15 protein-coding genes are annotated in these 22,510 nt (G+C 72.9%); 8 read left to right on the top strand and 7 right to left on the bottom strand.

Going from position 1 to position 22,510, the window contains the following annotated elements; translation table 11 throughout:
• Nucleotides 1-76: 76 nt before the first annotated feature.
• From HA039_RS31355 to HA039_RS31330, 6 genes are read right to left on the bottom strand one after another with little or no spacing between them, the layout of a single operon-like run.
• The gene (locus HA039_RS31355; protein ID WP_167035078.1) at nucleotides 77-4,057 is read right to left on the bottom strand and encodes a discoidin domain-containing protein; all 3,981 of its coding nucleotides are present in this window, start codon (nucleotides 4,055-4,057) and stop codon (nucleotides 77-79) included.
• 31 nt (nucleotides 4,058-4,088) lie between these two features.
• Entirely contained in the window at nucleotides 4,089-5,192 is a 1,104-nt protein-coding gene (locus HA039_RS31350; protein ID WP_167035076.1) for a glycoside hydrolase family 99 protein, read from the bottom strand.
• Nucleotides 5,192-6,073, bottom strand: coding sequence for an NAD-dependent epimerase/dehydratase family protein (locus tag HA039_RS31345; RefSeq protein ID WP_167035074.1), 882 nt, complete (start codon nucleotides 6,071-6,073; stop codon nucleotides 5,192-5,194). The genes HA039_RS31350 and HA039_RS31345 overlap by 1 nt, the downstream gene beginning before the upstream one ends.
• On the bottom strand, nucleotides 6,073-6,951 hold the full coding sequence (locus tag HA039_RS31340; RefSeq protein WP_167035071.1) for a carbohydrate ABC transporter permease: 879 nt from the start codon (nucleotides 6,949-6,951) through the stop codon (nucleotides 6,073-6,075). Before HA039_RS31340 ends, HA039_RS31345 begins: the two co-directional genes overlap by 1 nt.
• Nucleotides 6,948-7,955: a carbohydrate ABC transporter permease gene (locus tag HA039_RS31335; protein WP_243869870.1), complete on the bottom strand. Its 1,008-nt coding sequence runs from the start codon at nucleotides 7,953-7,955 to the stop codon at nucleotides 6,948-6,950. Before HA039_RS31335 ends, HA039_RS31340 begins: the two co-directional genes overlap by 4 nt.
• Nucleotides 7,952-9,340 (bottom strand): ABC transporter substrate-binding protein, encoded by a 1,389-nt coding sequence (locus tag HA039_RS31330; RefSeq protein ID WP_167035069.1) that lies wholly within the window; start codon nucleotides 9,338-9,340, stop codon nucleotides 7,952-7,954. The genes HA039_RS31335 and HA039_RS31330 overlap by 4 nt, the downstream gene beginning before the upstream one ends.
• 157 nt (nucleotides 9,341-9,497) lie before the next feature.
• Here HA039_RS31330 and HA039_RS31325 point away from each other — a divergent pair, with 157 nt between their 5' ends.
• From HA039_RS31325 to HA039_RS31300, 6 genes are all read left to right on the top strand, one after another.
• Nucleotides 9,498-10,283 (top strand): IclR family transcriptional regulator, encoded by a 786-nt coding sequence (locus HA039_RS31325; RefSeq protein ID WP_243869869.1) that lies wholly within the window; start codon nucleotides 9,498-9,500, stop codon nucleotides 10,281-10,283.
• Nucleotides 10,284-10,399: 116 nt separating this feature from the next.
• Nucleotides 10,400-11,686, top strand: coding sequence for an enolase C-terminal domain-like protein (locus tag HA039_RS31320; protein WP_167035066.1), 1,287 nt, complete (start codon nucleotides 10,400-10,402; stop codon nucleotides 11,684-11,686).
• Nucleotides 11,683-12,351 (top strand): ThuA domain-containing protein, encoded by a 669-nt coding sequence (locus HA039_RS31315; protein WP_243869867.1) that lies wholly within the window; start codon nucleotides 11,683-11,685, stop codon nucleotides 12,349-12,351. The genes HA039_RS31320 and HA039_RS31315 overlap by 4 nt, the downstream gene beginning before the upstream one ends.
• Nucleotides 12,336-13,421 carry a Gfo/Idh/MocA family protein gene (locus HA039_RS31310; protein WP_167035064.1) on the top strand — a complete coding sequence of 362 codons (1,086 nt, stop codon included), beginning with the start codon at nucleotides 12,336-12,338 and terminating at the stop codon, nucleotides 13,419-13,421. The genes HA039_RS31315 and HA039_RS31310 overlap by 16 nt, the downstream gene beginning before the upstream one ends.
• A gap of 212 nt (nucleotides 13,422-13,633) precedes the next feature.
• The gene (locus tag HA039_RS31305) at nucleotides 13,634-16,738 is read left to right on the top strand and encodes an alpha-mannosidase (RefSeq protein WP_167035062.1); all 3,105 of its coding nucleotides are present in this window, start codon (nucleotides 13,634-13,636) and stop codon (nucleotides 16,736-16,738) included.
• Complete coding sequence (locus HA039_RS31300; RefSeq protein ID WP_243869864.1) at nucleotides 16,731-19,079, top strand: ROK family protein; 2,349 nt, start codon at nucleotides 16,731-16,733, stop codon at nucleotides 19,077-19,079. The genes HA039_RS31305 and HA039_RS31300 overlap by 8 nt, the downstream gene beginning before the upstream one ends.
• 58 nt (nucleotides 19,080-19,137) lie before the next feature.
• Here HA039_RS31300 and HA039_RS31295 read toward each other — a convergent pair whose 3' ends face one another.
• Nucleotides 19,138-20,412, bottom strand: a complete 1,275-nt coding sequence (locus tag HA039_RS31295; protein ID WP_167035060.1) for a glycoside hydrolase family 99 protein — start codon at nucleotides 20,410-20,412, stop codon at nucleotides 19,138-19,140.
• Between the two features lie 379 nt (nucleotides 20,413-20,791).
• Here HA039_RS31295 and HA039_RS31290 point away from each other — a divergent pair, with 379 nt between their 5' ends.
• Complete coding sequence (locus HA039_RS31290) at nucleotides 20,792-21,373, top strand: DUF5134 domain-containing protein (protein WP_167035058.1); 582 nt, start codon at nucleotides 20,792-20,794, stop codon at nucleotides 21,371-21,373.
• Between the two features lie 183 nt (nucleotides 21,374-21,556).
• Nucleotides 21,557-22,492: a M56 family metallopeptidase gene (locus tag HA039_RS31285; protein WP_167035056.1), complete on the top strand. Its 936-nt coding sequence runs from the start codon at nucleotides 21,557-21,559 to the stop codon at nucleotides 22,490-22,492.
• Nucleotides 22,493-22,510 lie beyond the last annotated feature (18 nt).

The raw sequence follows: 22,510 nt of genomic DNA, 5'->3' as shown, positions 1-22,510 counted from the left end.
TCGAACGTCCGCAGCCTAGACCGGCGGCCGGGGGGTGGCGTCACCCCCCGGCCGCCGTGCGCTCGGTCCCGTGCGCTCAGTCCCGGGCCACCGGCGCGAAGTGCGCCGTGACGGCCAGGTCGGCGGTCACGGGGAGCGTGAGGCCGGGCCCGCCGGGGACCTCCTCGCCGTTCACGGTCCACCGTACGAACCGCTGTCCGGCCGCCGGCACCGCCGTGGCGGTGACCTCGCTGCCCTTCTCGTACCGGCCCGGCTCGGACTCGTTGCCCCAGAGCCGCACGGTCCCGGCCCCCGCGGGCTCGGCGGTCACGCCCACCGTCTGTTGGATCATGTTGATGGCCATGACGTTGAAGAGCTTCGCCTTTCCGCTGCTGGTGGCACCGTTGTAGCGCATGACGTTGACCGCGGTCACGTCGCCGCCGTCCGCCTTCACCGTGAATCCGTCGGCGCCGAGGTTGTCGGTGCCCAGGTTGAAGGCGCGCACGTCACCGGACGTGACGACCAGGCCGTGGTGGAAGCCGTACGCGAAGGCGTTGAACACGGTGAGCCGGGTCGCCCCGTCGACCGTCACGATCTGCGCCTGGAGGCGCATCGGGTCGTCGATGACCTGCGGGAAGATGTCGTTCTCCAGCACCCAGTTCGGCAGCGCGTACCCGACGCGCCCGACGGCGTTGCCGTTGTTCAGCACGCCCTCGATCCGGCCCCGGTCGCTCTTCCCGACGCTGATCGCCCGGTGGAAGACCGCGCCGGCCAGCTTGCGCACGGTGAAGCGGTCGTTGCGGTGGGCGGCCATGTCGACGCCGTTCCACGCGTTGGGCAGCCCGAGGTCGATCGCGTACGTGCCGGTCCCGGCGCCGCGCACGGCGTACGGGTAGGGCACGGGGCTGTTGTCCTCGCCGGGCCCGGTCGCGGCCGGGTTGTTCTCCGGGTACAGGACGCGCAGCCCGCGCACGCCGGCGTTCTTCCCGGCGAGCGTGACGAGCGCGGTGGCGGTGTCGGCCCGGGGGCTGTTCCTGCCCTCGTACGCCATGAGGACCGTGCCGCCGCTCGCGCCGTTCAGGTCGCGGTTCGGTACGGCGGAGGCGCCGCGCAGCTCGACCCCGGCCGGGACCCTGAGGTGGGTCTCGATCCGGTACCACCCGGCGGGCAGGTAGACCGTTCCGCCGCCGTCGCGTCCGGCCCGGTCCAGGGCCCGCTGGATCCGGGCGGTGGCGTCCCGCGTGGGCAGGACGCCGTGCCCGGCGGGCGCGGCGAAGGGGGCCTTCGTCACGTCGTACAGGGCCGCGCGGGCGGGCCGGGGGAGCGCGGACTGTTCGTAGCGCGGGACGGCGCCCGCCAGCCGGTGGACGATGCCGGAGACCTCGCCGGTCACGGTGGTGTCCGTCAGCTTCACGTAGGCCTGGGCCTTGTTCCGTACGGCCGCCTCGCTGCCCTCCAGGGTGCTGGCCGCGAACGACAGGCCCCAGCGCGCGTCGAAGCTCTCGGCCTGTACGGCGACGTCGGTGCGGCGGATGTCGGCCTGGAGGAAGCTGCCGGTGAAGGCGGCCCGCTGGCCCGGCACGATGTGGACGCCGATCCGGTAGTCGGCCGCCTTGATCCGGTAGAACTGGTCCCACTCCAGGTCACCGAGGACGAAGCCGGTGCCGTGGGCGCGGGTCCAGGCGTCGAGCGCGGCCCGCTTCGGCGGGTGGTAGGCGGCCGGCGCCTTCGCCCAGTAGCCGTTGTCGAGCGTGATGTTCTCCCACGTGCCGACGTCGGCGCCGTTGTAGGCGCGGAAGCCCTCGGAGAGGACCGTGCCCTTGATGTTGCGCAGGGTCGTCGACTCGTGGACCTGCCCGGCGCTCGGGGCGAGGCCCTGGTCGTTGGGCATCGTGCTGACGCCGACGCCGCGGTAGGAGTTGAGCATGGTCACGTCCGCGACGGTGGCCATCATGTAGTTCTCGTTGCCGATCCACGCGTCGCCGGGGATCTCGAAGGTGGAGTTGTACGGGACGGGGTCCGCCGCGTTCTGCCGGGGGTAGTAGGTGGTGACGCCCATGACCCCGGCGCTGCCGCCGATCCGGAAGAGGACGGGTCCGTCCGCGCCGGGCGGGAAGTCCGCGGAGACGACGGTGCCGTAGCTCCCGGTGCCGACGTCGGGGTCGCGCCGGTCGCCGCGCAGGGTGCAGAAGGAGTGCACCTCGACGGACGTGGTGACGCGGTACGTGCCCGAGGGCAGCCAGACAGTGCCGCCGCCCGCGTCGTAGCAGTCGTACAGCGCCTGTTGGATCGCCTTGGTGGAGTCCTTGACGCCCTTGGGGTCGGCGCCGTAGTCGCGGGCGTCGAAGTCGGCGACGACCGGGGACTCGACGGGGTGCGTGGTCCTCACGAGGCGGGGTTCGGGGCGGACCGCGCGCTGCCGCCTGACCTCCAGTTCGCCGACCGTGACGCTCTTCGAACCGGCCGAGTAGCCGGTCACGTTCACCCGGACGTAGCGGGCGGGCACCGGGTCGAAGGCGGTGCGGATCGTCTTGCCGCCGATGGCGCCGTTGTGGCCGACGGTGGTGAAGTCCGTTCCGTCGCGAGAGACCTGGACGGTGTAGTCGCGCGAGAACGCCGAACCCCAGGCGATCTTCACCTCGTTGACCGTGAGCGTCCTGCCCAGGTCGGCCTGGAGCCACTCCCCCGCGCCGGCCTCGCCGCTCGTCCAGCCGTTACCCGCGTCGCCGTCGGTCACCGCCTGCGGCGACCCGGCCGAGGTGCTGCTCGCGGTGACCTTCGCCGTGCGGGCGAGGTTGGTGGTCAGCGCGGACCCGCGGAAGGTGCGCAGCGCCTCGTCGAGGGCCCGCAGGGCGGCCTTGAGCTGCGCCTCGGTGGTGTCCTCGCCCCCGGCGGTGCGCCGGGCCTCGGCGATCGCGGCGGCCAGGGTGTTCTTGGCGCCGGCCGGGAACTGGCCGTCCCTGGTGCCCTCGCGGGCTGCGGTGTGGACCCGCTGCGCCTCGGCGATGAGGATCTCCAGGCCCTCGGTGGGCTTGAGTTCGGCCGGGATGACGGTGATCCGGACGGCGGCGACCTTCAGTTCCACGGCCGAGTCGGCGGTGTGGACGCGGAAGTCCGATCCGTTGGAGCGGTTGGTCATCAGGGCGTCGTCGAGGGTGAAGGTGTGGGTCTTCCAGGTCTTGGTGTCGCCGTAGGCGAAGACCTCGGACGACTTGAACATGTCGGGGATGGTGTCGCCCGGTGAGTCGTAGTGCAGGGCGAGGCTGCCATTGCCCTCGTCGAAGTAGTCGACGCTGACGAGGACGGTGTCGGTGGTGTTGTAGAGGAAGGTGTCGGCGACGTTCATGTAGAAGAAGTTGAGGCCGGGGGCGGGCGCGGCGCGGTTGGTCCGCCAGTAGCCGCGGCCGTCCTGCTCGCCGGTGACCAGTCCGGTGGCGGCGTCGCCCGCGCGGGGGCTGATGCCGTCGGACCGTACGGCGGTGCCGAGGGCGACGGACGCGCCGGGGGTGCCGACGCGGACGGCGGCGACGGTGATGTCGCGGGCGCTGTCGCCGTCCGTGCCGCTGAGCCGGAGCGGGCCGGCCCCGGCCTCGGCGGTGGTGAGGTCGAAGGTGCTGGTGCGCCAGGTGCCTGTGCCGGTGAAGGCGGTACGGGCGGGGGCGCCGCCGGGGGCCCGCAGTTCGAGCGAGCCGGTGCCGGTGTCGCGGTAGGTGACGCTGAACACGGCCGTGGGGGAGCCGATCCCGGCGAGGTAGTCGGCGGCGAGGGTGAAGTCCAGGTGGCCGGTGCCGGCCGCGTGGTCGGTCTGCCAGTAGGTCCTGCCGTCCACCTCGCCGGTGACCAGCCCGGCCGGGTCGTCGCCCGCCGCGGGCGTGACCCCGAGGGTCTTCGGGGTGGGGCCGAGGTCGGCACCGACACCGTGCGGGTACATGTCGGGGCCGGCGGCGGCGCGGGGTGCGGCGGTCGCGGTGGCGGTGGCGGGCACGAGCAGCGCGATGATCACGAGCAGTAACAGCGGCAGGGGCCGGCGGGATCTGCGCCGGACGGCTCTGTCGCGGGCGGCTCTCTGACGGAACATGGCGGCCTCCGGGTCAGGGGCGTGCGCGGGGTCAGGCGGGGCGTCGTGCCACGTACTGCTGGACCCAGTACTGGGTCCGTTCGATGTACGCCGTCTCGGCGGCGGCCCCGGTCCTGCCGTAGGCCCCGTCGTACGTCTGGTAGCGGAGGACGGCAGGCGGGGTGGCGTCGGCCGGTTCGATCTGGCTGCCCTCGTGCCACTCGTTGAACGAGGTGATGCTCACCCAGGGCGGCGGGCCGCCGGTGGCGCCGCCGGTCAGGGTGTGCTGCCACACCCGGTCGTAGGTGGCGCCGTTCGCGCGCCCGACGGTCGGCGTGGTGTTGCCGGGCACGGCGCGGTCGTCGACGTATCCGGGGCCGAAGGACGGCGACCAGACCAGGCCGTTCGCGGCGCAGAAGCGGTCGACGCCGCTCCAGTCCGGCAGCGAGGCGGCGGCGATGCCGTCGTACGAGTACATGCCGCCGAAGTGCGCGGCCTTGGACGTGTCGGTGGTCTGGGTGAGGACGATCCCGAGGCTCTTGACCGACTCGATCGCCGTCCAGTCGGGGATGTCGAGGCTCTGGAAGACGTAGAAGGCGTTGCGGTTGCCGCGGCCGGCGGCCCGGTAGTACGCGGGGTGGCCGCCGTAGGTGGCGGCGAGGTAGCGGACGTCGGCGGCGACGGAGGCGGCGGTGCGGCCCCCGTACGGCTCGATGTGCCAGGCGACCTTGAGCCCGGCCGCCGCGGCGGCGTCCAGGACGAGCCGGGACAGCGACTCCTCGTAACTGCCGCGCCCCCACCAGCTGGTGACGAGCACCCCGGTGCCGGCCGCGCGCATCCACCTCATGTGCTGGTCGACGGCGGCGCGGTCCCCGGAGTCGTACGCGCCGAGCGCCGGGTAGAAGTCGGACGACAGGGCGTCCGGCGGGGTGAGGCCGCCCTGCTGCCAGTGGCGCCAGGAGCCGTGGACCTTCGGAGAGCCGTACCAGGGGTAGTAGAAGATGTGGACGTCGGTGCTGAGCGCGGCGGCGGCGGTCGGCACGGATTCGGCGGCCCCGGCGGCGGGGACGCCGAGGGCGGTGGCTCCGGCCGCGGCGGCGCCGGCGAGGAAGGTCCTGCGGGTGGGGGAAGTCCATCGGCGTGGGGTGGCGGACATCAGGTGGCTCCTCTGGGGATGGTCTCTCCGGTGGGGGAAGAGGGACCGGCGCGCCAGCCGAACCGGGGGACGTACCCCAGCAGCCGGGCGCAGGCCGTACTGTCGAACAGCGAGGTGTGCTCGTCCAGTTCGGCGAGGACGGGCACTCCCGGGTGGTGCTCCTGCATCAGCGCCGCCGTCGTCAGTGGGGATGACGTGTCGGGTGCGGCGACGTTGAGAACGTGGCATCCGCGCAGGTCGGCCTCGAGGGCGCGGCGGATCGCGGCGGCGGCGTCCCGGGTGTCCAGCCAGCCCCAGAGGTCCATCCGGTGGGCGGCGGGATCGTCCCGTACGGCGGCGAGTTGGCGGGTGAGCCGGTCGCCGGTGCCGGTGAAGGGGAAGCGCAGGCAGGCGATGTCGGTGCCGTACCGGCGGTGGGTGGCGCGGGCCGTCTCCTCCAGCACGATCTTCGAGAGGCCGTACGGGTCCTGGACCAGGAAGGGGTGTTCCTCGTCCAGGGGCACGTAGCGCGGGGACTGGGGCACCGGGGACCAGGCGAGGCCGATCGCGGAGAGGCTGGAGGCGGCCACCACCCGGCGGATCCCGGCGCGGCCGGCCTCGTCCAGCACGCGGTGCGCGGTGAGGCAGTTGGTGGCGAACAGGGCGCCGTCGTCGTCGCTGACGGGGTGCGGGATCGCGCCCAGGTGGACCACCGCCTCGGCCCCGTCCATGGCCTTGCGGACCAGGTCGCGGTCCTGGAGGTCGCCGGTGTGGGCGCACGCGACGCGGGGGTCCTCGACGGGGACGAGGTCGACGGCGGTGATCTGGTGGTCCCGGGTCAGGAGCTCGTCCAGCACGTACTGCCCGATGTGGCCGGCGGCCCCGGTGACCAGGACGCGCATCAGCCCTTCACCGCCCCGACCAGTCCGTTGACGAAGTACCGCTGGAGGCTGAGGAAGAGGATGATCACCGGGATGACGACGATGAGCGCGCCGGCCATCAGGTTGTTGTAGTGCGGCACGTTCTCCGCCGAGAGTGTCTGGAGCCCGAGGGGCAGGGTGTACGTGGACGGGTCGTTCAGCGAGACCCGGGTGAGCAGGAACTCGTTCCAGGTCGGGATCGCGGTCAGCAGCCCGACCGTGATCAACGCCGGTCTGGCCAGGGGCAGGTAGACGCTGGTGAAGATGCGCAGCTCGCTCGCGCCGTCGACCCGCGCCGAGTCGCGCAGTTCCAGCGGTACGGCGAGGAAGGCGCCGGTCATCAGGAGGATCGACAGTGGGGCGCCGCCGTTGACGAAGGGCAGCACCAGCCCGAAGTGGGTACCGAGGATGCCCATCCTGTCCTCCAGCAGCACGATCGGCAGCATCACCGTGATGCCGGGCACGAACAGCAGGGAGACGAAGAGCTTCTGGAGCAGGCCGCGGCCGGGGAAGCGCAGGACGGCGAAGGCATAGCCGGCCGCCGCGTAGATCACCAGGGTCAGCACCACGGTGTAGAGGGTGACCAGCAGGCTGTTGAGGAAGAAGTCGAAGAAGTGCAGTTCGTTCCAGGTGTCGACGAGCGTCTCGAACGTCGGGTTCCGCGGGATGAGGTGACCGCCGCGTACGACCTCGATCTGGTCCTTGAAGGCGGCGGACACCATCCACAGGAACGGGTAGACGCTGACGAGGCCGTAGAGCGCCAGCAGCACACCGACCACGGCGCGGGCGATCCGCCTGCGGGTCCGTGCCCGGGTGTCGTCGGAGGCGCCCGGCCGGGCCTTGACGGATATCGATGTCATGTCTTGCTCCGCAGCGCTCGCAGGTTGATCAGGGCCAGGACCAGGGCGGCGGCGAACAGGATCCAGCCGAGCGCGCTGGCGAGCCCCAGGGTGGGCGCGAGGTTCTTGAGGAACGCGAGGCGGTACGCCTCCAGGCCCAGCACGTTGGTGTGGTCCCCCGGGCCGCCGTTCGTCATCACCAGGAAGGTCTGGAAGCCCTGGAGGGACTCCCGCAGGTTGAGCAGCATGACGATGGCCGTGATCGGCCGGACGAGCGGCCAGATGACGGAGGCGTTGGTACGCCACCAGCCGGCGCCGTCCAGTTCGGCGGCCTCCAGCACGCTGCGGTCGATGCCCTGGAGTCCGGTCAGGTAGAGCAGCATCGCGACCGGTACGTGGCCCCACACCGTGACCGCGATCATGGTCGGCATGGCGGTGGACGGGTTGCCGAGCCAGCCCTGCGGCTGGCTGAGGGAGCCGAGGCCGACGCTGTCCAGCAGGTAGTTGATCGCGCCGTCCGGCTGGAGGATGTACTGCCAGGCGAAGAAGACGGCGACACCACTGGTGACGTACGGCAGGAAGTACACGGAGCGCAGGACGGACTGGAGCCGTCTGACCCGGTTGAGCAGGACGGCGAGCGGGAACGACACCGCGACGGTCAGGGCCGGCGAGGCGATCATCACCCAGAGGGTGTTGAGGGCCGCGTGCCGGACCCGGGGCGCGTAGACGGGGCTGCGCCAGAGCAGGTCGGCGTAGTTGTCGAGGCCGACCCAGGTCCAGTTCGGGGTGAAGCCGTTCCAGGTGGCGAAGCTGAGCGCGAAGCCGTACCCCACGGTGTACAGGCCCATGACGCAGAAGAGGATCACGGCGGGGCCGACGAACAGGTATCCGGTGAGGGCTTCGTAGGAGCGCGGGCGCCGGGGCTTCCCGGTCCCGCCCGTGCCGGGGGCGGCGGCCGGGGTCCGGTGGCTGTCGCCGCCGGTCCCCACCGCCCCCGGCACGGTCTTCCGGGGAGCTGTGGTCACTGCGCCGCCGCCCAGTAGGAGGCGTTGAGCTCGCGGAGCTTCTTGGCCGTGGCCTCCACGGACTGCTGCCGGAGCGGGGTGAGGTCGGCGAGGATCGCGCCGGCGTCGTCCTGCTCGTAGCCCGGTGCGCGGAACTCGTTGCCCCGGCTGGGGTCGTACGTGGTCCTGGGGGTGCCCTTGAAGCTGTCGACCAGGGCGGAGAGCGTGGGGCCGAGCACCGTGGCGGCGTCGGCGCCCAGCTCGGTGGCCGGGACGTCGGAGGCGGCCTTGGCGAACTGCGCGGCGACCTTCTGCTGGGACAGGAACTCCATCCACTTCTTGGCGTTGTCGGGCTTCTCGCTCGTCGCCGTGAGGCTGAGGCCGGTGAGCGCGAGCGGGCCGAGCGCGCGGTGCGGGATGGCGCCGTCCTTCGGGGAGGGCAGGCCGAAGGCGAGCACGTCGTCCGGCTTCATGCCGTTCTGCTGGAGGAAGGCGAGGGTGAACGTGCCGCCGACGTCGAAGGCCGCCTTGCCCTGCGCGAAGGCCTGGTCGGCCTGGTCGATGGTGAGGGTCTGGGCGCCCGGCATCCAGTACGGGGTCAGGGCGTTGTACATGCCGAGGACCTTGAGACCGTTGGGTGAGGCGAAGTCGGCGTTCTTGTCCTTGCCGAAGAGGCTTTCGTAGGCGCTCTGGCCGAGCTGGCTGAACGCGAGCGGCTGGAGGACCCAGTTCAGTCCGGTGGACTGGACCTTGAGGCCGAGGGCGAGGCCGCCGGTGGTGCCGTTCTTGGCCTTGGTGGCCTTGAGCGCGGCGAGGAACTCCTCCCAGTCGGCGGGTGCCTTGTTGATGCCCGCCTCGGCCAGCATCTTCTTGTTGGCGTAGACGATGCCGAAGGTGCCGACGGTGAGGGGGACGCTGAAGCGCTGGCCCTCCTTGATGCCGTGGTCCTTGGCGGTGGTCGGCTGCGAGTCCTTGAAGCGCTGTGCGGTGACCAGTCCCGACTGCTGGACGGACTGCTGGATGCGTCCGGCCCAGTCGCCCTTGAAGTCGCCGCTGAGGTCGGAGAGGATCCCGGCCGCCCCGAGCGTGCGGTCCTCGCCGTCGGAGTGCACTTCGAGCACGTCCGGCAGGTCCCCGGTCTTCGCGGCGCTCTGCACCTTGGTGGTGTAGGCGTCGTCGGGGGTGTAGGCCTCGACCTTGACGGTGATGCCCGTCTGCTTCTTGAACTCGGCCGCCGCGTCGCGCAGGGCGCCGACGTGGGACTGCTTGAAGGTCCACATCTCCAGTGACTTCGCGTCACCGCCGGACCCCGAGGAGCCGCCGCAGGCGGACAGGCCGGTGAGTGACAGGGCGGTGGCGGCGGCGACCGCCGCGAGCCGGACATTCCGCGTGAAAGGTATGCGCATGGCCCCTACCTAAGGATCAACCGTTCAGAAGGCCGAATGGCGTTGGAGTGACTGAATTTATGGTCGTAGTGATATAGCGTCAAGACGCACGTCGAGATTCGTGCTGACCGGATCGCCGAGGGGCGCCGGTGCGGGAAGCGGAGGTTCCGTGGAATCGGTGGCAGCAGCAGCGCGCGGGCGCAGGCCCGAAGAGGTCAAGTCCGCCGCTCGGGTGCTTGAGGTGCTCGAACTACTCGGCGCGGAGGGCGCCCGGCTCTCCCTGGCCGAAATGGCGGGGGCGATGGCGGTGCCCAAGAGCAGCCTGCACGCGATCCTGCGCACGATGGAGGCACGCCGCTGGGTGGACCTGGACGCGTCGGGGACCCGCTACAGCCTGGGCCTCAAGGCTCTGCTGACGGGGACCGCCTACCTGGAGGGCGACGACGTGGCGAGCCTCGCGGGGCCGGTGCTCGACGCCCTCGCGGAGGAGACGGGAGAGTCGGTGCACCTGGGCAGGCTGGACGGCACGGACGTCGTCTACCTGGCCAAACGCGAGTCGCGGCACGCCCTGCGGATGTACTCCGCGGTGGGGCGCAGGCTGCCGGCGCACGCCACGGCGCTGGGCAAGGCGATGCTCTCCCAGTACGAGGCCTCGGAGGTGCGGATGCGGCTCAACTGGCCACTGGAGCGGCTGACCCCGGACACCGTCACCGACCCGGACGAACTGCTGGGTCAGCTGGCGGAGGCGCGGCTGCGGGGCTGGGCGATGGACGACGGCGAGAATTCGCCGGACATCCGGTGCGTGGCGGTGGCGCTCGGCACGGCCCAGGGCGGGGGTGACGCGATCAGCTGCTCGGCGCCGAAGAGCCGGATGGACGACGCCCGCGCGGAGGAGGTGGCCCGGGCCGTGACGGAGGCCGCGCACTCGTTGCGGACGCTCCTGAAACGGCTCGGTCAGCACTGAAGACGCGCCCGCCCCCATTTGGTAGAGTCGTTGACAAATTGATTGACAAATGAATGCAGGTCTCCGTACGTTCGGATGGCGGTACACCATTCTGCTATCTGTACGCTGGAGTTCGCATGGCTCAGCCTGATGCCCGCTCCGAGGTCCTCGCCCCCGCTCCGTGGGTCGAGGAACGCGGGGCCAAGATCCGCATCACGGCCGTACGCACGTTCCTGACGGCCCCGCACGGCTGTCCCCACCTCATCGTCCGCGTCGAGACCAACGAACCGGGGCTGTACGGCCTGGGCTGTGCGAGCGATCCGCAGCGCACCCTCGCCGTGCGATCCGTCCTGGACGACTACCTCGCCCCGATGCTCGTCGGACGCGACCCGGACGACATCGACGACATCCACCGCCTTCTCCTCAACAGCGCCTACTGGCGCGGCGGTTCCCTCACCGGGAACGCGCTCGGCGGTGTCGACGTCGCCCTCTGGGACCTCAAGGCCAAACGGCTCGGGGCCCCGCTGTACTCCCTGTTCGGCGGCCGCGTACGGGCGTTCGCCGAGGCCTACACCCACGTCGACGGCGCGGACGCCGCCGAGATCGCGGACCTGGTCACGGCCGCCCGCGAACGCGGCTACCGCCATGTCCGGATCCAGGCGGCGGTCCCCGGCTCCGACACGTACGGCACGAAGGCGGCCGGCGCCGCCGACGCCCGCGCGCTGCGCACCCGTTCGGTCCCCTGGGACTCCACCGCGTACGTACGGACCGTGCCCGGCGTCCTCACCGGGGTCCGCGAGCGCGTCGGCGACGGCGTGGAGCTGCTGCACGACGTGCACGAGCGGCTCGACCCCCGCCAGGCCAGGGATTTCCTGCGCCGCGTCGAGGACGCGGGGCTGTACTTCGTGGAGGACCTGCTCGCCCCGGAGGACGCGTCCCACTTCGCTGGACTGCGGGCGACCTCCTCCGTACCGCTCGCGGTGGGCGAACTGTTCAGCGACGTAGGGCAGTTCCTGCCGCTGCTCGACGGGCCCGCCATCGACTTCGCCCGGATCCGGGTCCCCACGCTCGGCGGGCTCACCCCGGCCAGGAAGCTGGCGGCCTACTGCGAGCTGCGGGGCGTACGGCTCGCCCCGCACGGGCCCGCCGACGTCAGCCCGGTGGCCCAGGCCGCCACGCTGGCGCTCGACATCAGCAGCCACGCCTTCGGCGTCCAGGAGGCGGCGGTCTTCCGGCCGGCCGTCCACGAGGTCTTCCCGGGCACGATCACCGCCCGGGACGGCGGCCTCGTACCGTACGAGACACCCGGTCACGGCGTCGACTTCGACGAGGCCGCCGCGCGCCGGTACCCGGTGCCCGAGCCTCTGGAGCACGACCGCTGGGCCCTGCTGCGCAACACCGACGGGAGCGTGCAACGACCGTGACATCCGAGACATCCGACGCCAGGCGGGCCCTGGTCGTCCGGGGCGGCTGGGAGGGACACGACCCCGTGGCGATCACGGACCTGTTCCTGCCCTTCCTGCGTCAGCGCGGGTTCGACGTCCGGGTCTCCGACTCCCTGGACGTCTACGCCGACGCCGAACTCCTCGCTGCCACCGACCTGGTGGTGCAGTGCTGGTCGATGGGCGACATCACCCCGGAGCAGAGCGCGGGGCTGGCCTCGGCCGTCCGCGCCGGGACGGGCCTGGCGGGCTGGCACGGCGGGATCGTGGACTCCTTCCGCGGCGACGTCGCGTACACCCTGCTGACAGGGGGCCAGTTCCTCATGCACCCCGACGGGTTCTCCGACCACACCGTCACCCTCGCCGAGGACCGCGCGGACCATCCGGTGATCGCCGGACTCAACGACTTCCAGGTCCACACCGAGAAGTACTGGCTGGCGACCGACCCGGACATCGACGTCCTGGCCACCACCGTCTTCGAGGCCGCGGAGGACCGGCCGCGGGCCGTCACCATGCCCGCCGTCTGGACCAGGACCGCGGGCGCCGGGCGGGTGTTCGTCTCCACGATCGGCCACAAGGCGGACGACTTCGACGTGCCCGAGGTGCGCGCACTCACCGAGAGGGGCCTGCTGTGGGCGAGCCGCTGAGGATCGGCATGGTCGGGGCGGGCAAGATCAGCGGCGCCTACCTGGACACCCTGGAACGGCTGGACAACGTACGGCTCACCGCCGTGACGGACCTCGACGCGAGCCGGGCCGAGGCGGTGGCCGCCCGGGTGCCGGGCGCCGAAGTGGCCGGCTCGGTCGCCGAGTTGGTCGTACGGTCGGACGTGGACGCGGTCCTGAACCTGACCGTCCCCGCCGTGCACGCCGAGGTGGCGCGGGTCGCGCTCGCCGTCGGCAAGCACGTGTACGGCGAGAAGCCGCTCACCGCCACCCGCGAGGAGGCCGACGCGCTGCTGGCCTTCGCCGGGGCCGACGGGCCGCGGATCGGCTGCGCGCCGGACACCGTCCTCGGGACGGGCGTCCAGACCGCGCGCAAGGCGGTGGACGACGGGCTGATCGGCCGGCCCGTCGCCGCGACGGCCTTCATGACCACCGCGGGGCACGAACGATGGCACCCGGACCCGGAGTTCTACTACCGCCCGGGCGGCGGCCCGCTGCTCGACATGGGGCCGTACTACCTGACCGCGCTCGTCCACCTGCTGGGTCCGGTCGTACGGGTCACCGGCGCGGCGTCCCGGCCGCGCGCCGAGCGGGAGATCGGGAGCGGGCCCCGGGCCGGCGAACGGTTCGCCGTCGAGGTGGACACCCACGTCACGGGCGTCCTGGAGCACGCGGGCGGCGCGCTCACCACCTTGATGATGAGCTTCGACGTCCACGCCGCCCGGCTGCCGCGCATCGAGGTGCACGGCACGGAGGGCTCGCTGTCCCTCCCCGACCCCAACGGCTTCGACGGACCCGTCGACCTGCATCCCGCCGGCGGCGCCTGGCAGACCCTGCCCGTGTCGGCGGGCCGGGTCGGGGCGGGGCGCGGCGAGGGGCTGTCCGACCTGGCCGACGCGATCGCGGCCGGCCGGCCGCACCGGGCGTCGGCCGAGGTGGCCCGCCACGTCCTCGACGTGATGCTGACGCTCCTCGACTCCGCGCGGGCCGGCTCGGCGCTCCCGGTGGAGTCGACGTGCGCGCGGCCCGATCCGGTGGCGCTCCTGCCGTGAGGGGCCGGCCCGGGACACGTTCTCCCGCGCCCCGCCCGCCCATTCGTCAGGCTATTTCTTTTCCGGCGACTTCACCTTCCGGAAGATTATTTACCTGACACACCCTTTCGCAGCCCCTTGTTCACCAGTACCACGAAGGAAAGGCGAAAGCCGTTGACTTGATAACACTCTTGGTTTTACATGGCGGTTACTGCCTGGACAGGAGGGCCGCCATGCATGACCGCAGGAAGTCCGGTGAGGCGCGAATAGCCCATTTCCTCGCCGACCGTTTGCGACCCGCGCTGTATACCGGCCGGCTCCCCATGGACGTCGCCGCCTGGCACATCCCCGGTGAGCCGGTCCCGGTCGAGGTCGCCCTGCGCGCGGAGTACACGCCCTTCGTCGTCGGCGACACCTGGGGCGGCCCGTGGTCCACCTCCTGGTTCCGGCTCCGCGCGGACGTCCCGGAGCGCTGGGCGGGCCGGCGGGTCGAGGCGGTCCTCGACCTCGGGTCCGCCGAGGGCCTCGTCCACGACGAGCTGGGCACGCCGCTCCAGGGGGTGCACGCGCGCAACCGCTCCGTCCTGCTCTCCGCGGCCGCGGGCGGCGGCGAGCCCGTCCACCTCCTGGTCGAGGCCGCCGCCAACCCGCCGATCGACCCGGCCTCGGGCACCGGCACGCACTACGGCGACCCGCTGACGGTCGGCGACGCCCCCCTCCACCGGCTGGTGCGCGCCGATCTGGCCGTCCGCGACGAGGACGTGTGGGGGCTCATCCATGACATCGATGTCCTGAACGGGCTCATGCTCGCGCTGCCCGCCGAACTGCCGCGCCGCCAGGCCGTCCTGCGGGCCCTGGAGGAGGCGGTGGACGCGGTGGACCCCCTCGACGTCCCCGGCACCGCCGCAGCGGCCCGCGCGGTCCTCGCCCCCGTCCTCGCCCGCCGCGCGTACGAGTCCGCGCACACCGTCGCCGCCGTCGGCCACGCCCCTCCCCCGGCGGCCGGACTGTGGCCGACGCGGGAGAACGTACGCAGGAGCGCCCGCGCCTTCAGCAGCATGACGGCGCTGGCCGAGGAGTACCCGGAGCTGACCTTCGCCGCGTCCTCCGCCCAGCGGTACGCCTGGATGAAGGACCACCACCCGCACGTCTTCGAGCGGGTGCGCAAGGCGGTCGCGGACGGCAACTGGGTACCGGTGGGCGGGATGTGGGTGGAGCCGGACGGAAGCCTGCCCGGCGGCGAGGCGCTGGTCCGGCAGTTCGTGCACGGCCGCCGCTTCCTCCGCGAGGAGCTGGGCGCCGACACCGACGGCGTCTGGCTGCCGGGGTCCTTCGGGATGAGCGCCGCCTTCCCGCAGGTGGCCGCGCTCGCCGGAGCCCGCTGGTTCCTCGCCCGCCGGCATCCCGACGCGGACCCGGACGCCGTCCCGCACCACACGTTCTGGTGGGAAGGCCTCGACGGCACCCGGCTGTTCAGTCACCTCCCGCCGGCCGCCGGACACGCCGCGGCGCTGACCGGGGGCGAACTGGCGGACGCCGTCGCCGCGTTCGCCGACCAGGACGGTGGCACCCGCTCCCTCATGCCCTTCGGCGACGCCGACGGCGGCCCGACCCGGGACATGCTGGAGCGCGCCCGCAGACTCGCCGACCTCGAAGGCTCCCCGCGCGTCGACGTGGTGTCCCCGTCGCGCTTCTTCCGCGACGCGCTGGACGAGTACCCGCACGCGCCGGTGTGGCGCGGCGAGCTGGACCTGGCGGCCCGCCACGGTACGTACACCGGCCAGGCCCGCACGAAGCGCGGCAACCGGCGCGGTGAATCCCTCCTGCGCGAGGCCGAGTTGTGGTCGGCGACGGCGACCGTGCGGGACGGCATCCCGTACCCGTACGACGAACTCGAAGCGCTCTGGAGGAAGGTCCTGCAGCACCAGTCCCACGACGTCCTGCCGGGCACGTCGATCGCCTGGGTGCACCAGGAGGCGGAGCAGACGTACCGCGAGGTCCACCGCAGGCTGGAGCACCTGGTCCGGCGGGCCGTGGGCGCGCCGGACGCCGTCTCGGTGGCGGAGGTCTCCGTCTTCAACGCGGGGCCGCTCCCCCGGCGCGAGATCGTCGTCCTTGACGGCGACCGGCCCGCGGACGGCGGGCAGTTGCTGGCTGACGGGCGGATCGCCGTCCTCGCCGAGGCGCCGGCGCTCGGGCAGGGGCCGGCCGGGCTGCCGCCGGGGGATGTCGTCCCCGTGACGGTCACCCCCGCGGACGGCGGCGGCCACATGCTCGACAACGGCCTGCTGCGGGTCCACGTCGACGCGCGGGGGCTGGTCCGCTCCGCGCTGGACCTGACCACCGGCCGGGAGGCCATCGCCCCCGGGGCCGCCGGCAACGTCCTCCAGCTGCACCGCGACGACCCGGCGCGCTGGAGCGCCCGGAACCTGGACCGGCGGTCGTCCACGACCTGCCGTGACCTCGACGAGGTCCGCTCGGTCGGGGTCACCGAGCGCGGCCCCCTGCTGGCGGCGGTCCGGGTCGTACGGTCCACCGGCCGGTCCACCGTCGAGCAGGAGCTGTCCCTCGCCGCCGGGAGCAGGGTCCTCACCCTCGACACCGAGGTCGACTGGCGGGAGCGGAACACCCTCCTCAAGGCGGCCTGGCCGCTGGACGTGCACGCCGAACACAGCGCGGGCGAGATCCAGTTCGGCCATGTCCGGCGCCCCACGCACGAGAACACCGGCCGGGACGCGGCCCGTCACGAGACCTGGGCGCACCGCTGGATCCATGTCGGCGAGCACGGCTGGGGAGTGGCGCTGGCCGGGGACTCCACGTACGGGTACGACGTGTCGCGCACGACCCGCCCGGACGCCGGGACGACGACGACCGTGCGGCTCTCCCTGCTGCGCGCCGCCCACAGCCCCGACCCGCACGCGGACCGCGGCCCCCAGCGGTTCCGCCACACCCTGCGCCCCGGCGCGGACGTCGGCGACGCGATCGCCGAGGGGTACGCCCTCAACCTGCCGCTGCGCCCGGGGCCCGCCGGCCGGGGCGTGTCGCCGCTGGTGCGCGTGGACGGCCCGGACGTGGTGGTGGAGGCGGTCAAGCTCGCCGACGACCGCTCGGGGGACGTGGTCGTCCGGCTCTACGAGTCCCGGGGCGGCCGGGCGCGTACGACGCTGACCGCGGCCTTCCCGGTCGCGGCGGTGCACGAGACCGATCTGCTGGAGGAAACCCTGACGGTCCGTCAGCACGACGGCGGGGCGGTGGCGTTGACGCTGCGGCCGTTCCAGATCCTCACGCTGCGGCTGGTCCGCGGGGACGAGCGGCGGACGGGTGACTCCGGTGCCTGACACACGGCCGGCCGGCCGGACGCTCAAGGGGCCCGACGACCGGGCGGTGGGCGCGCTGTCGGCCGAGCACCGGGCGGTCCTGCGCCGCTGGGAGGCGGCGGGCGGAGCACTGGCCACCCGCGCGAGTGTCGTCCTGCTCGCCGCCGACGGGCTGCGCGACGCGGAGATCTCGCGGCGGCTCGGCGTGTCCCGGCAGACCGTGGGCACCTGGCGGCAGCGGTGGACGAGCGCGGGGATCGACGGCCTGGAGCAGCGGCCCCGTACCGGCAGGCCGGCGACGGTGGACGAGGCGGAGGTGGTCACGCGGACGCTGCTGGCGCCCGGCGGGAGCGGCGCGTCCCGGTCGGTGGCCCGGGAGTTGGGGCTCTCGCACGCGACGGTCGCGGGGATACGGCGGCGCTGGCGGCTGACCCCCGACGAGGCGGCGGCCCCGTCCGTACCGACCAGGCCGCCCCTGCCCGGCGCCGACGTGTGGGTGATGGGGCTGTACGTCGACCCGGAGCGGGCCGTCCTGCTGGCCGGGACCCGGCGGGGCGCGGGGCACCACGGGGGCGGGCCGCGGGCCGCCGGGGGGACGGTGATCGGCGCCGACGTGCTCGCGGGGCTGGACCGGGCGCTGGACGCCGTACTGGCCGCCGCGCCGGGGGGCGCGACGGACGGTGCCGCCGCGGAACGCGGTCCGGCGGGCGGCGGCGCGGCCGGCGCCGCGTCGCTCCGCGACGGTCTGGCCGACTATCTCGCGGAGGCGAGCCGCAGCCATCCGGATCTGCTGCTGCACGCCGTCACGCTCTGGGACGCGCCCGGGGGGACCGTCCCGGCGCCTCCCGACGGCCTCCTGACGCTCCACCGGATTCCCGCGCGCTCCACCTGGCGGACCTTCCTGCGGGCGATGATCGCGCTGGACAGCACCAGCCACCCGGAGTCCTCGCGCCGCGTGTACCTGGATCTGGCCGCGGAGTTGAAGCGGTACGCGGCGGCCCGCCAGGACCGCCCGTGCGCGGCCGTGCGGTGGCTGCGGGAGAACGTGGCCGGGCACCTGCGCGCGGAGCACACCCCGGACGGCCCGGCGCCGAACCTGTCGTGGAGCGGGGTCAACCAGATCGACCTGGGCTCGTTCAACGAGTGTGTCGTCATCGAGACCGTACGGCTGTCGGGCACCATCACCCGGGGCGAGATCGCCCACCGCACGGGCCTCACCCAGCAATCGGTGTCCCGGATCGCCCGCTCGCTGCTGGACCGGGGCATCCTCATCGAGGACGCGCAGCGGCGCGCCACGTCGGGCAAGCCCCGGACGCCGGTACGGCTCTCGGGCACGGCCGCGCACGCGCTCGGCATCCACATCGACCCGGAGGTCCTGACCGCGGTGGTCATCGACCTCGACGGGGCGATCGTGTGCACCCGGAGCAGTCCGGTGACCGCCGACACCGATCCGGCGGAGTTCGTGGAACGGGTCGCCGCGCTGGGCCGCGAGACGCTCGCGCAGGCGCGCGGGGCGGTGCGCGAGGAGGGCTTCCTCGGGATCGGGGTGGCCGTGCCGGGTCCGGTCGACATCGCGTCGGGCACGGTCCTCGGGCCGCCGCTGATGTCGGCGTGGGGCGATCTGCCGCTGTTGTACCTGCTCAAGGACCACTTCCCGTGCCCGGTGCTGATGGAGAAGGACTCCACCGCGGCGGCGGCCGGGGAGCGGTGGATCGGCCGGGACCGCCGGGCGAGGGACTTCGCGTACCTGTATCTCGGTACGGGGGTGGGCACCGGGCTCTACCTCAACGGTGACCTGTACCGGGGGATCAGTTCCAACGCCGGTGAGTTCGGGCAGTTGTGCGCCATCGCGCTGGGGCGGGTGGGCAAGGACGGGCGGCCGGAGATGGTGCCGGAGTGCAACCCGCCGGTGTCCGTGCCCGATCTGGCGCTGCGGGGCGGGATGCGGGCGCCGGACGGAGTCGGCCCCGGTGCCGGTTCCGGCAGTACGGCCGCCTATCTGGCCGTGGGCGAGGCTGCGGCGGCCGGTGATCCGGCGGCGGCGGCCGCGGTGCGGGAGGTGGCCCAGGCGGTGGGGCGCGGGGCCCTCGGCCTGGTCGACCTGCTGGACATCGACCTGATCGTGCTCGGCGGCCCGTTCTTCACGCCGGACGTCGCCGACTTCTACCTGGACGAGATCACCCGTACCGTCAACGAGTTCCCGACGGCCCGGCGGCTGCGGCGGGTGGAGGTCGAGCCGTCCGTGCTCAGCGCCGAGGCCGCGGCGGTGGGCGCCGCCTCCACGCTCTTCCACGCCACGTTCACCCCGCGGCTGCGGGGAGAACGCAGGCCGCCGGGTGCGTCCGGCGGCCTGCGTGCCTGAGGGGCGCCGCCCGGGCCACGCGTAGGCGCGGGCCCGGGCGGGCGGGGGTGACGGCGCGTCAGACGCGCGGCCGGGTGGGCCGGGTGGGCGTCAGCGCGATCTGCTTCTTCAGCATCCGGCCGCCGTCGCCGGTCAGCCGGAGGTAGTAGTCGGACGAGCAGCTCGTCCCGTCCTCGTCCAGGGCATAGATCCCCGACCCGGCGGGCACCTGTCCGCCGGTCTCGGCGGTCTTGGCGATCTGGTTGCCCTCGTTGTACTCGTCGTACATCGAGATGTAGATCCCCTGGGCGCCGACGCGGACCATGTTGTAGAACTGCCGCCACATGAAGTCGCCGTGCGCGCGCTGGCGTTCCTGGAGGTCGCCGGGGAGCACGCAGGGCTGGTAGTCGATGCCGTGGGCGTTGCAGTCCGCCTGGTCGGGCGTGTTGACGGAGGTGTAGAAGCGGTCGGTGTCGCCCACGTTGCCGATGCGGCCGACCATCCAGGGCGAGAGCATGTTGAACGCGTGGTACACGTCGGAGAATCCGGGCCGCGAGTCCTCGTTCCCGCTGCGCCAGTGGGTGGGGACGCCGCCGATGACGTAACAGCCCTGCGCCTTGAACCAGTCGACGACGTCCTTGCAGGGGCCGGGGGCGAACGGGCGCGCGGGGTCGTTGAACCCGAAGCCCCAGATGCAGACGACGGGCTTGCCGTTCTGCACGGCGTACGCGCTCGACGCCGTGTGGGCCTTCATCTTGTTCGTCCAGTCCTGCTTGATCTCCGACTGCATGTTCGTCCAGTCGGTGACGTCGTACATGATGTAGAACTTGCGGCCGTTGGCCTCCGCCGACTGCCGTACGCGCTGCGCCATCACGTCGCGCGTGGGGCCCTCGCCGCCGAACGGGTTGAACCGCTGGAGCGCCGCGGTGTCGATGTTGTTCTCCCGCATCCACCGGAAGTGGGTGTCGACCGTCTGCTGGTCGTACGACGAGAAGAGCGTGGCGGGCTGGCCGTCGTTGGTGTTCGCGTAAGCCGTGCGGTAGGTGCGGCTGTACTCCCGCATGTCGGGCCACGACTTGATGGTGGTATTGCTCGGCGACGGGGGCTGGCCGGCATTCCTGCTCCAGTGCCACCAGGCGTTGATGGGCGCGCCGTCGCCGATGCAGGCGAACCACCCCTGATAGCCGACGGTGATTTTCCCGACGACGTCGCCAGGAGGGCTCGCGGCGGCCGCGGCACTGGCGAAGGGGACGGACTCGGACGTCACGGCACCGCGCCGGCCAGCGAGAACGCCGCCCACGGAAGCGGTCGCGGCCAGCGCGGAGGCGAGGGCGGACCGTCGTGAAATGGTCACGGAGGATATCCTCCCGGTAGTTGTCTGCCAGAAATACGCGAATCCCTCGGGAGTGGGGGGAGTTACGTGGACGGTGGCAGTCCGGCCGACCCCGAGGGCACGCTTGTGCAAGGTAGTCGGGTCATCCGTCGCACACAAGGTGCGTTGTGCATGCATTCCGTCAAGAATGTGCGAAGGCTTGTCAGTTCATTTAGTTGCCACTTTCCGTTTCCGGCGAAATGCGGAAGACGGCGCGGGAGTTCCGGCGGCGCCCGGCGCCCCCGGCGCGCTCCCCCTGTGACCCCTTGCGCTCGCTTGCGCACCGAGCGTGCCGGGCAGCCTCGGGTCGATGGCCGACGGCGGTGACCGGCGGTCGGCCTCGCGGAGGGGGAGGTGCGCGGTGCACGGACCGGCGACGGCCGGCTGGCTCCTGGTCGCGCTCTGCGCGGGGGCGGGGGGCTACTGCCTGCTGCGCATGCGCGCCGCCGTGGGCGAGGCGCGCGGAACGGCGGGCGGCGAGGCGCTGATGGGATTCGGGATGGCCGCGATGGCCGTCCCCACGGCGGCGCTGTCACCGCCGCGGTGGGTCTGGCTCGGGTACGCGGCGGTGTTCGGCGCGGCGGCGCTGGGGGCGGCCGTCCGGGCGCGGAGCTCGCCGCACCACGCGCACCATCTGCTGGGGATGCTCGCGATGGTCTACATGGCGGGGGCGATGGCCCTGACACCGGGCGGGGCGCACGGCGTCCACGCGGCGGCCGGGGTGCCGCTGGTGACCGGCGGGCTGTTGCTCTACTACACGGCGTACGTGCTGCGGGCGGGCGCCCGGCTGCTGCCGCTGCCCGCCGCGGCGGAGCCCGGGGGCGCAGTGTCCGGCGGCCCGGCGGGGGTGGTCGGCGCGGGCCGGGGCGAGTGGCCCGAGTTGACCCTGGTGTGCCGGCTGTCGATGGGGCTCGCCATGCTGGCGATGCTGCTGGGGCTGTGAGCCGGTGAGGCGCTCCGCACCGGCCCGGTGAGGCGTCACGCACAGGCCCGGTGCCGCGTCACGCACAGGCCCGGTGCGGCGCCGCGTACAAGCCCCGCAAGGCGTCACGTACAAACGTGTCCTGAGTCACATGGCCCGCCGGACCGTACCCCCGTGCGGCGCCGCCCTCATAGTCTGGTGACCATGATGGTCTCCTTGGCGCTGCTGCTGCTCGGTGCGCTGGCCGCCGTCGTCGCCCCGAGGCTCCTGGCCCGCGCCGACTGGCCGGAGCGCGAGCCCGTCGTGGCGCTGTGGGTGTGGCAGTGCGTGGTGGCCGCGGTGCTGCTGAGCTTCACCCTCTCGATGACCTTCAGCGCGGCCGCCGCCTGGCAGGCCTTCCGGGGACACGTCTTCGCCCCCGCCCCGCGCGGCGTGATGGAGGCGTACGCGCTCGGCACCCACAAGCCCGCCTCCGCCGTGCTCGCGGTGGTGCTCTTCGGCGGCGGCCTGTGGACGGCCGCGATGCTGACCCGGGAGATCCACCGCGCACGCGCGCGACGCAGGAACGACCGTTCGGAACTGCTCCTGCGCTCCCCCGCCCTGCCCGGCGAGAAGTCGGGCGGCGACCCGCTGGTCGTCCTGGAGGGCGAACGGCCGGACGCCTGGTGGCTGCCGGGCACCGCGCCCCGGCTCGTCATCACCACGGCCGCCCTGCGCCGTCTGAAAGGCCGTCAACTCGACGCCGTGATGGCCCACGAAGAGGGGCACGCGCGCGCCCGGCACGACTGGCTGCGGCACTGCTCGGCCGCGCTGGCGAACGGCTTCCCGCAGGTGCCGGTGTTCGCGGCGTTCCGCGACGAGATGCACCGGCTGGTCGAACTGGCCGCGGACGACGTGGCGTCACGGCGGTTCGGGCGGCGGACGATCGCGCTCGCGCTGGTCGAACTGAACGAGCACCGGGGGGTGTTCGGGCCCGGCACGACGCCGGACGCCCAACTGCCGCAGCGGGTGAACCGGCTGCTGTCACCGGACCCTCGGCTGCCCGCCGGCCGCCGCCTGTGGCTGACCGCCACGGCCACGCTGGTGCCGGCCGTCCCCCTGCTGGTCGCCTTCGTCCCGGCGCTGCGCGCCCTCGGATGACCGGACGGCAGGTCCCGG

The sequence above is a fragment of the Streptomyces liangshanensis genome, from assembly GCF_011694815.1.
Taxonomy (GTDB): Bacteria; Actinomycetota; Actinomycetes; order Streptomycetales; family Streptomycetaceae; genus Streptomyces; species Streptomyces liangshanensis.
This window is presented reverse-complemented; position numbering and strand designations above follow the sequence as displayed.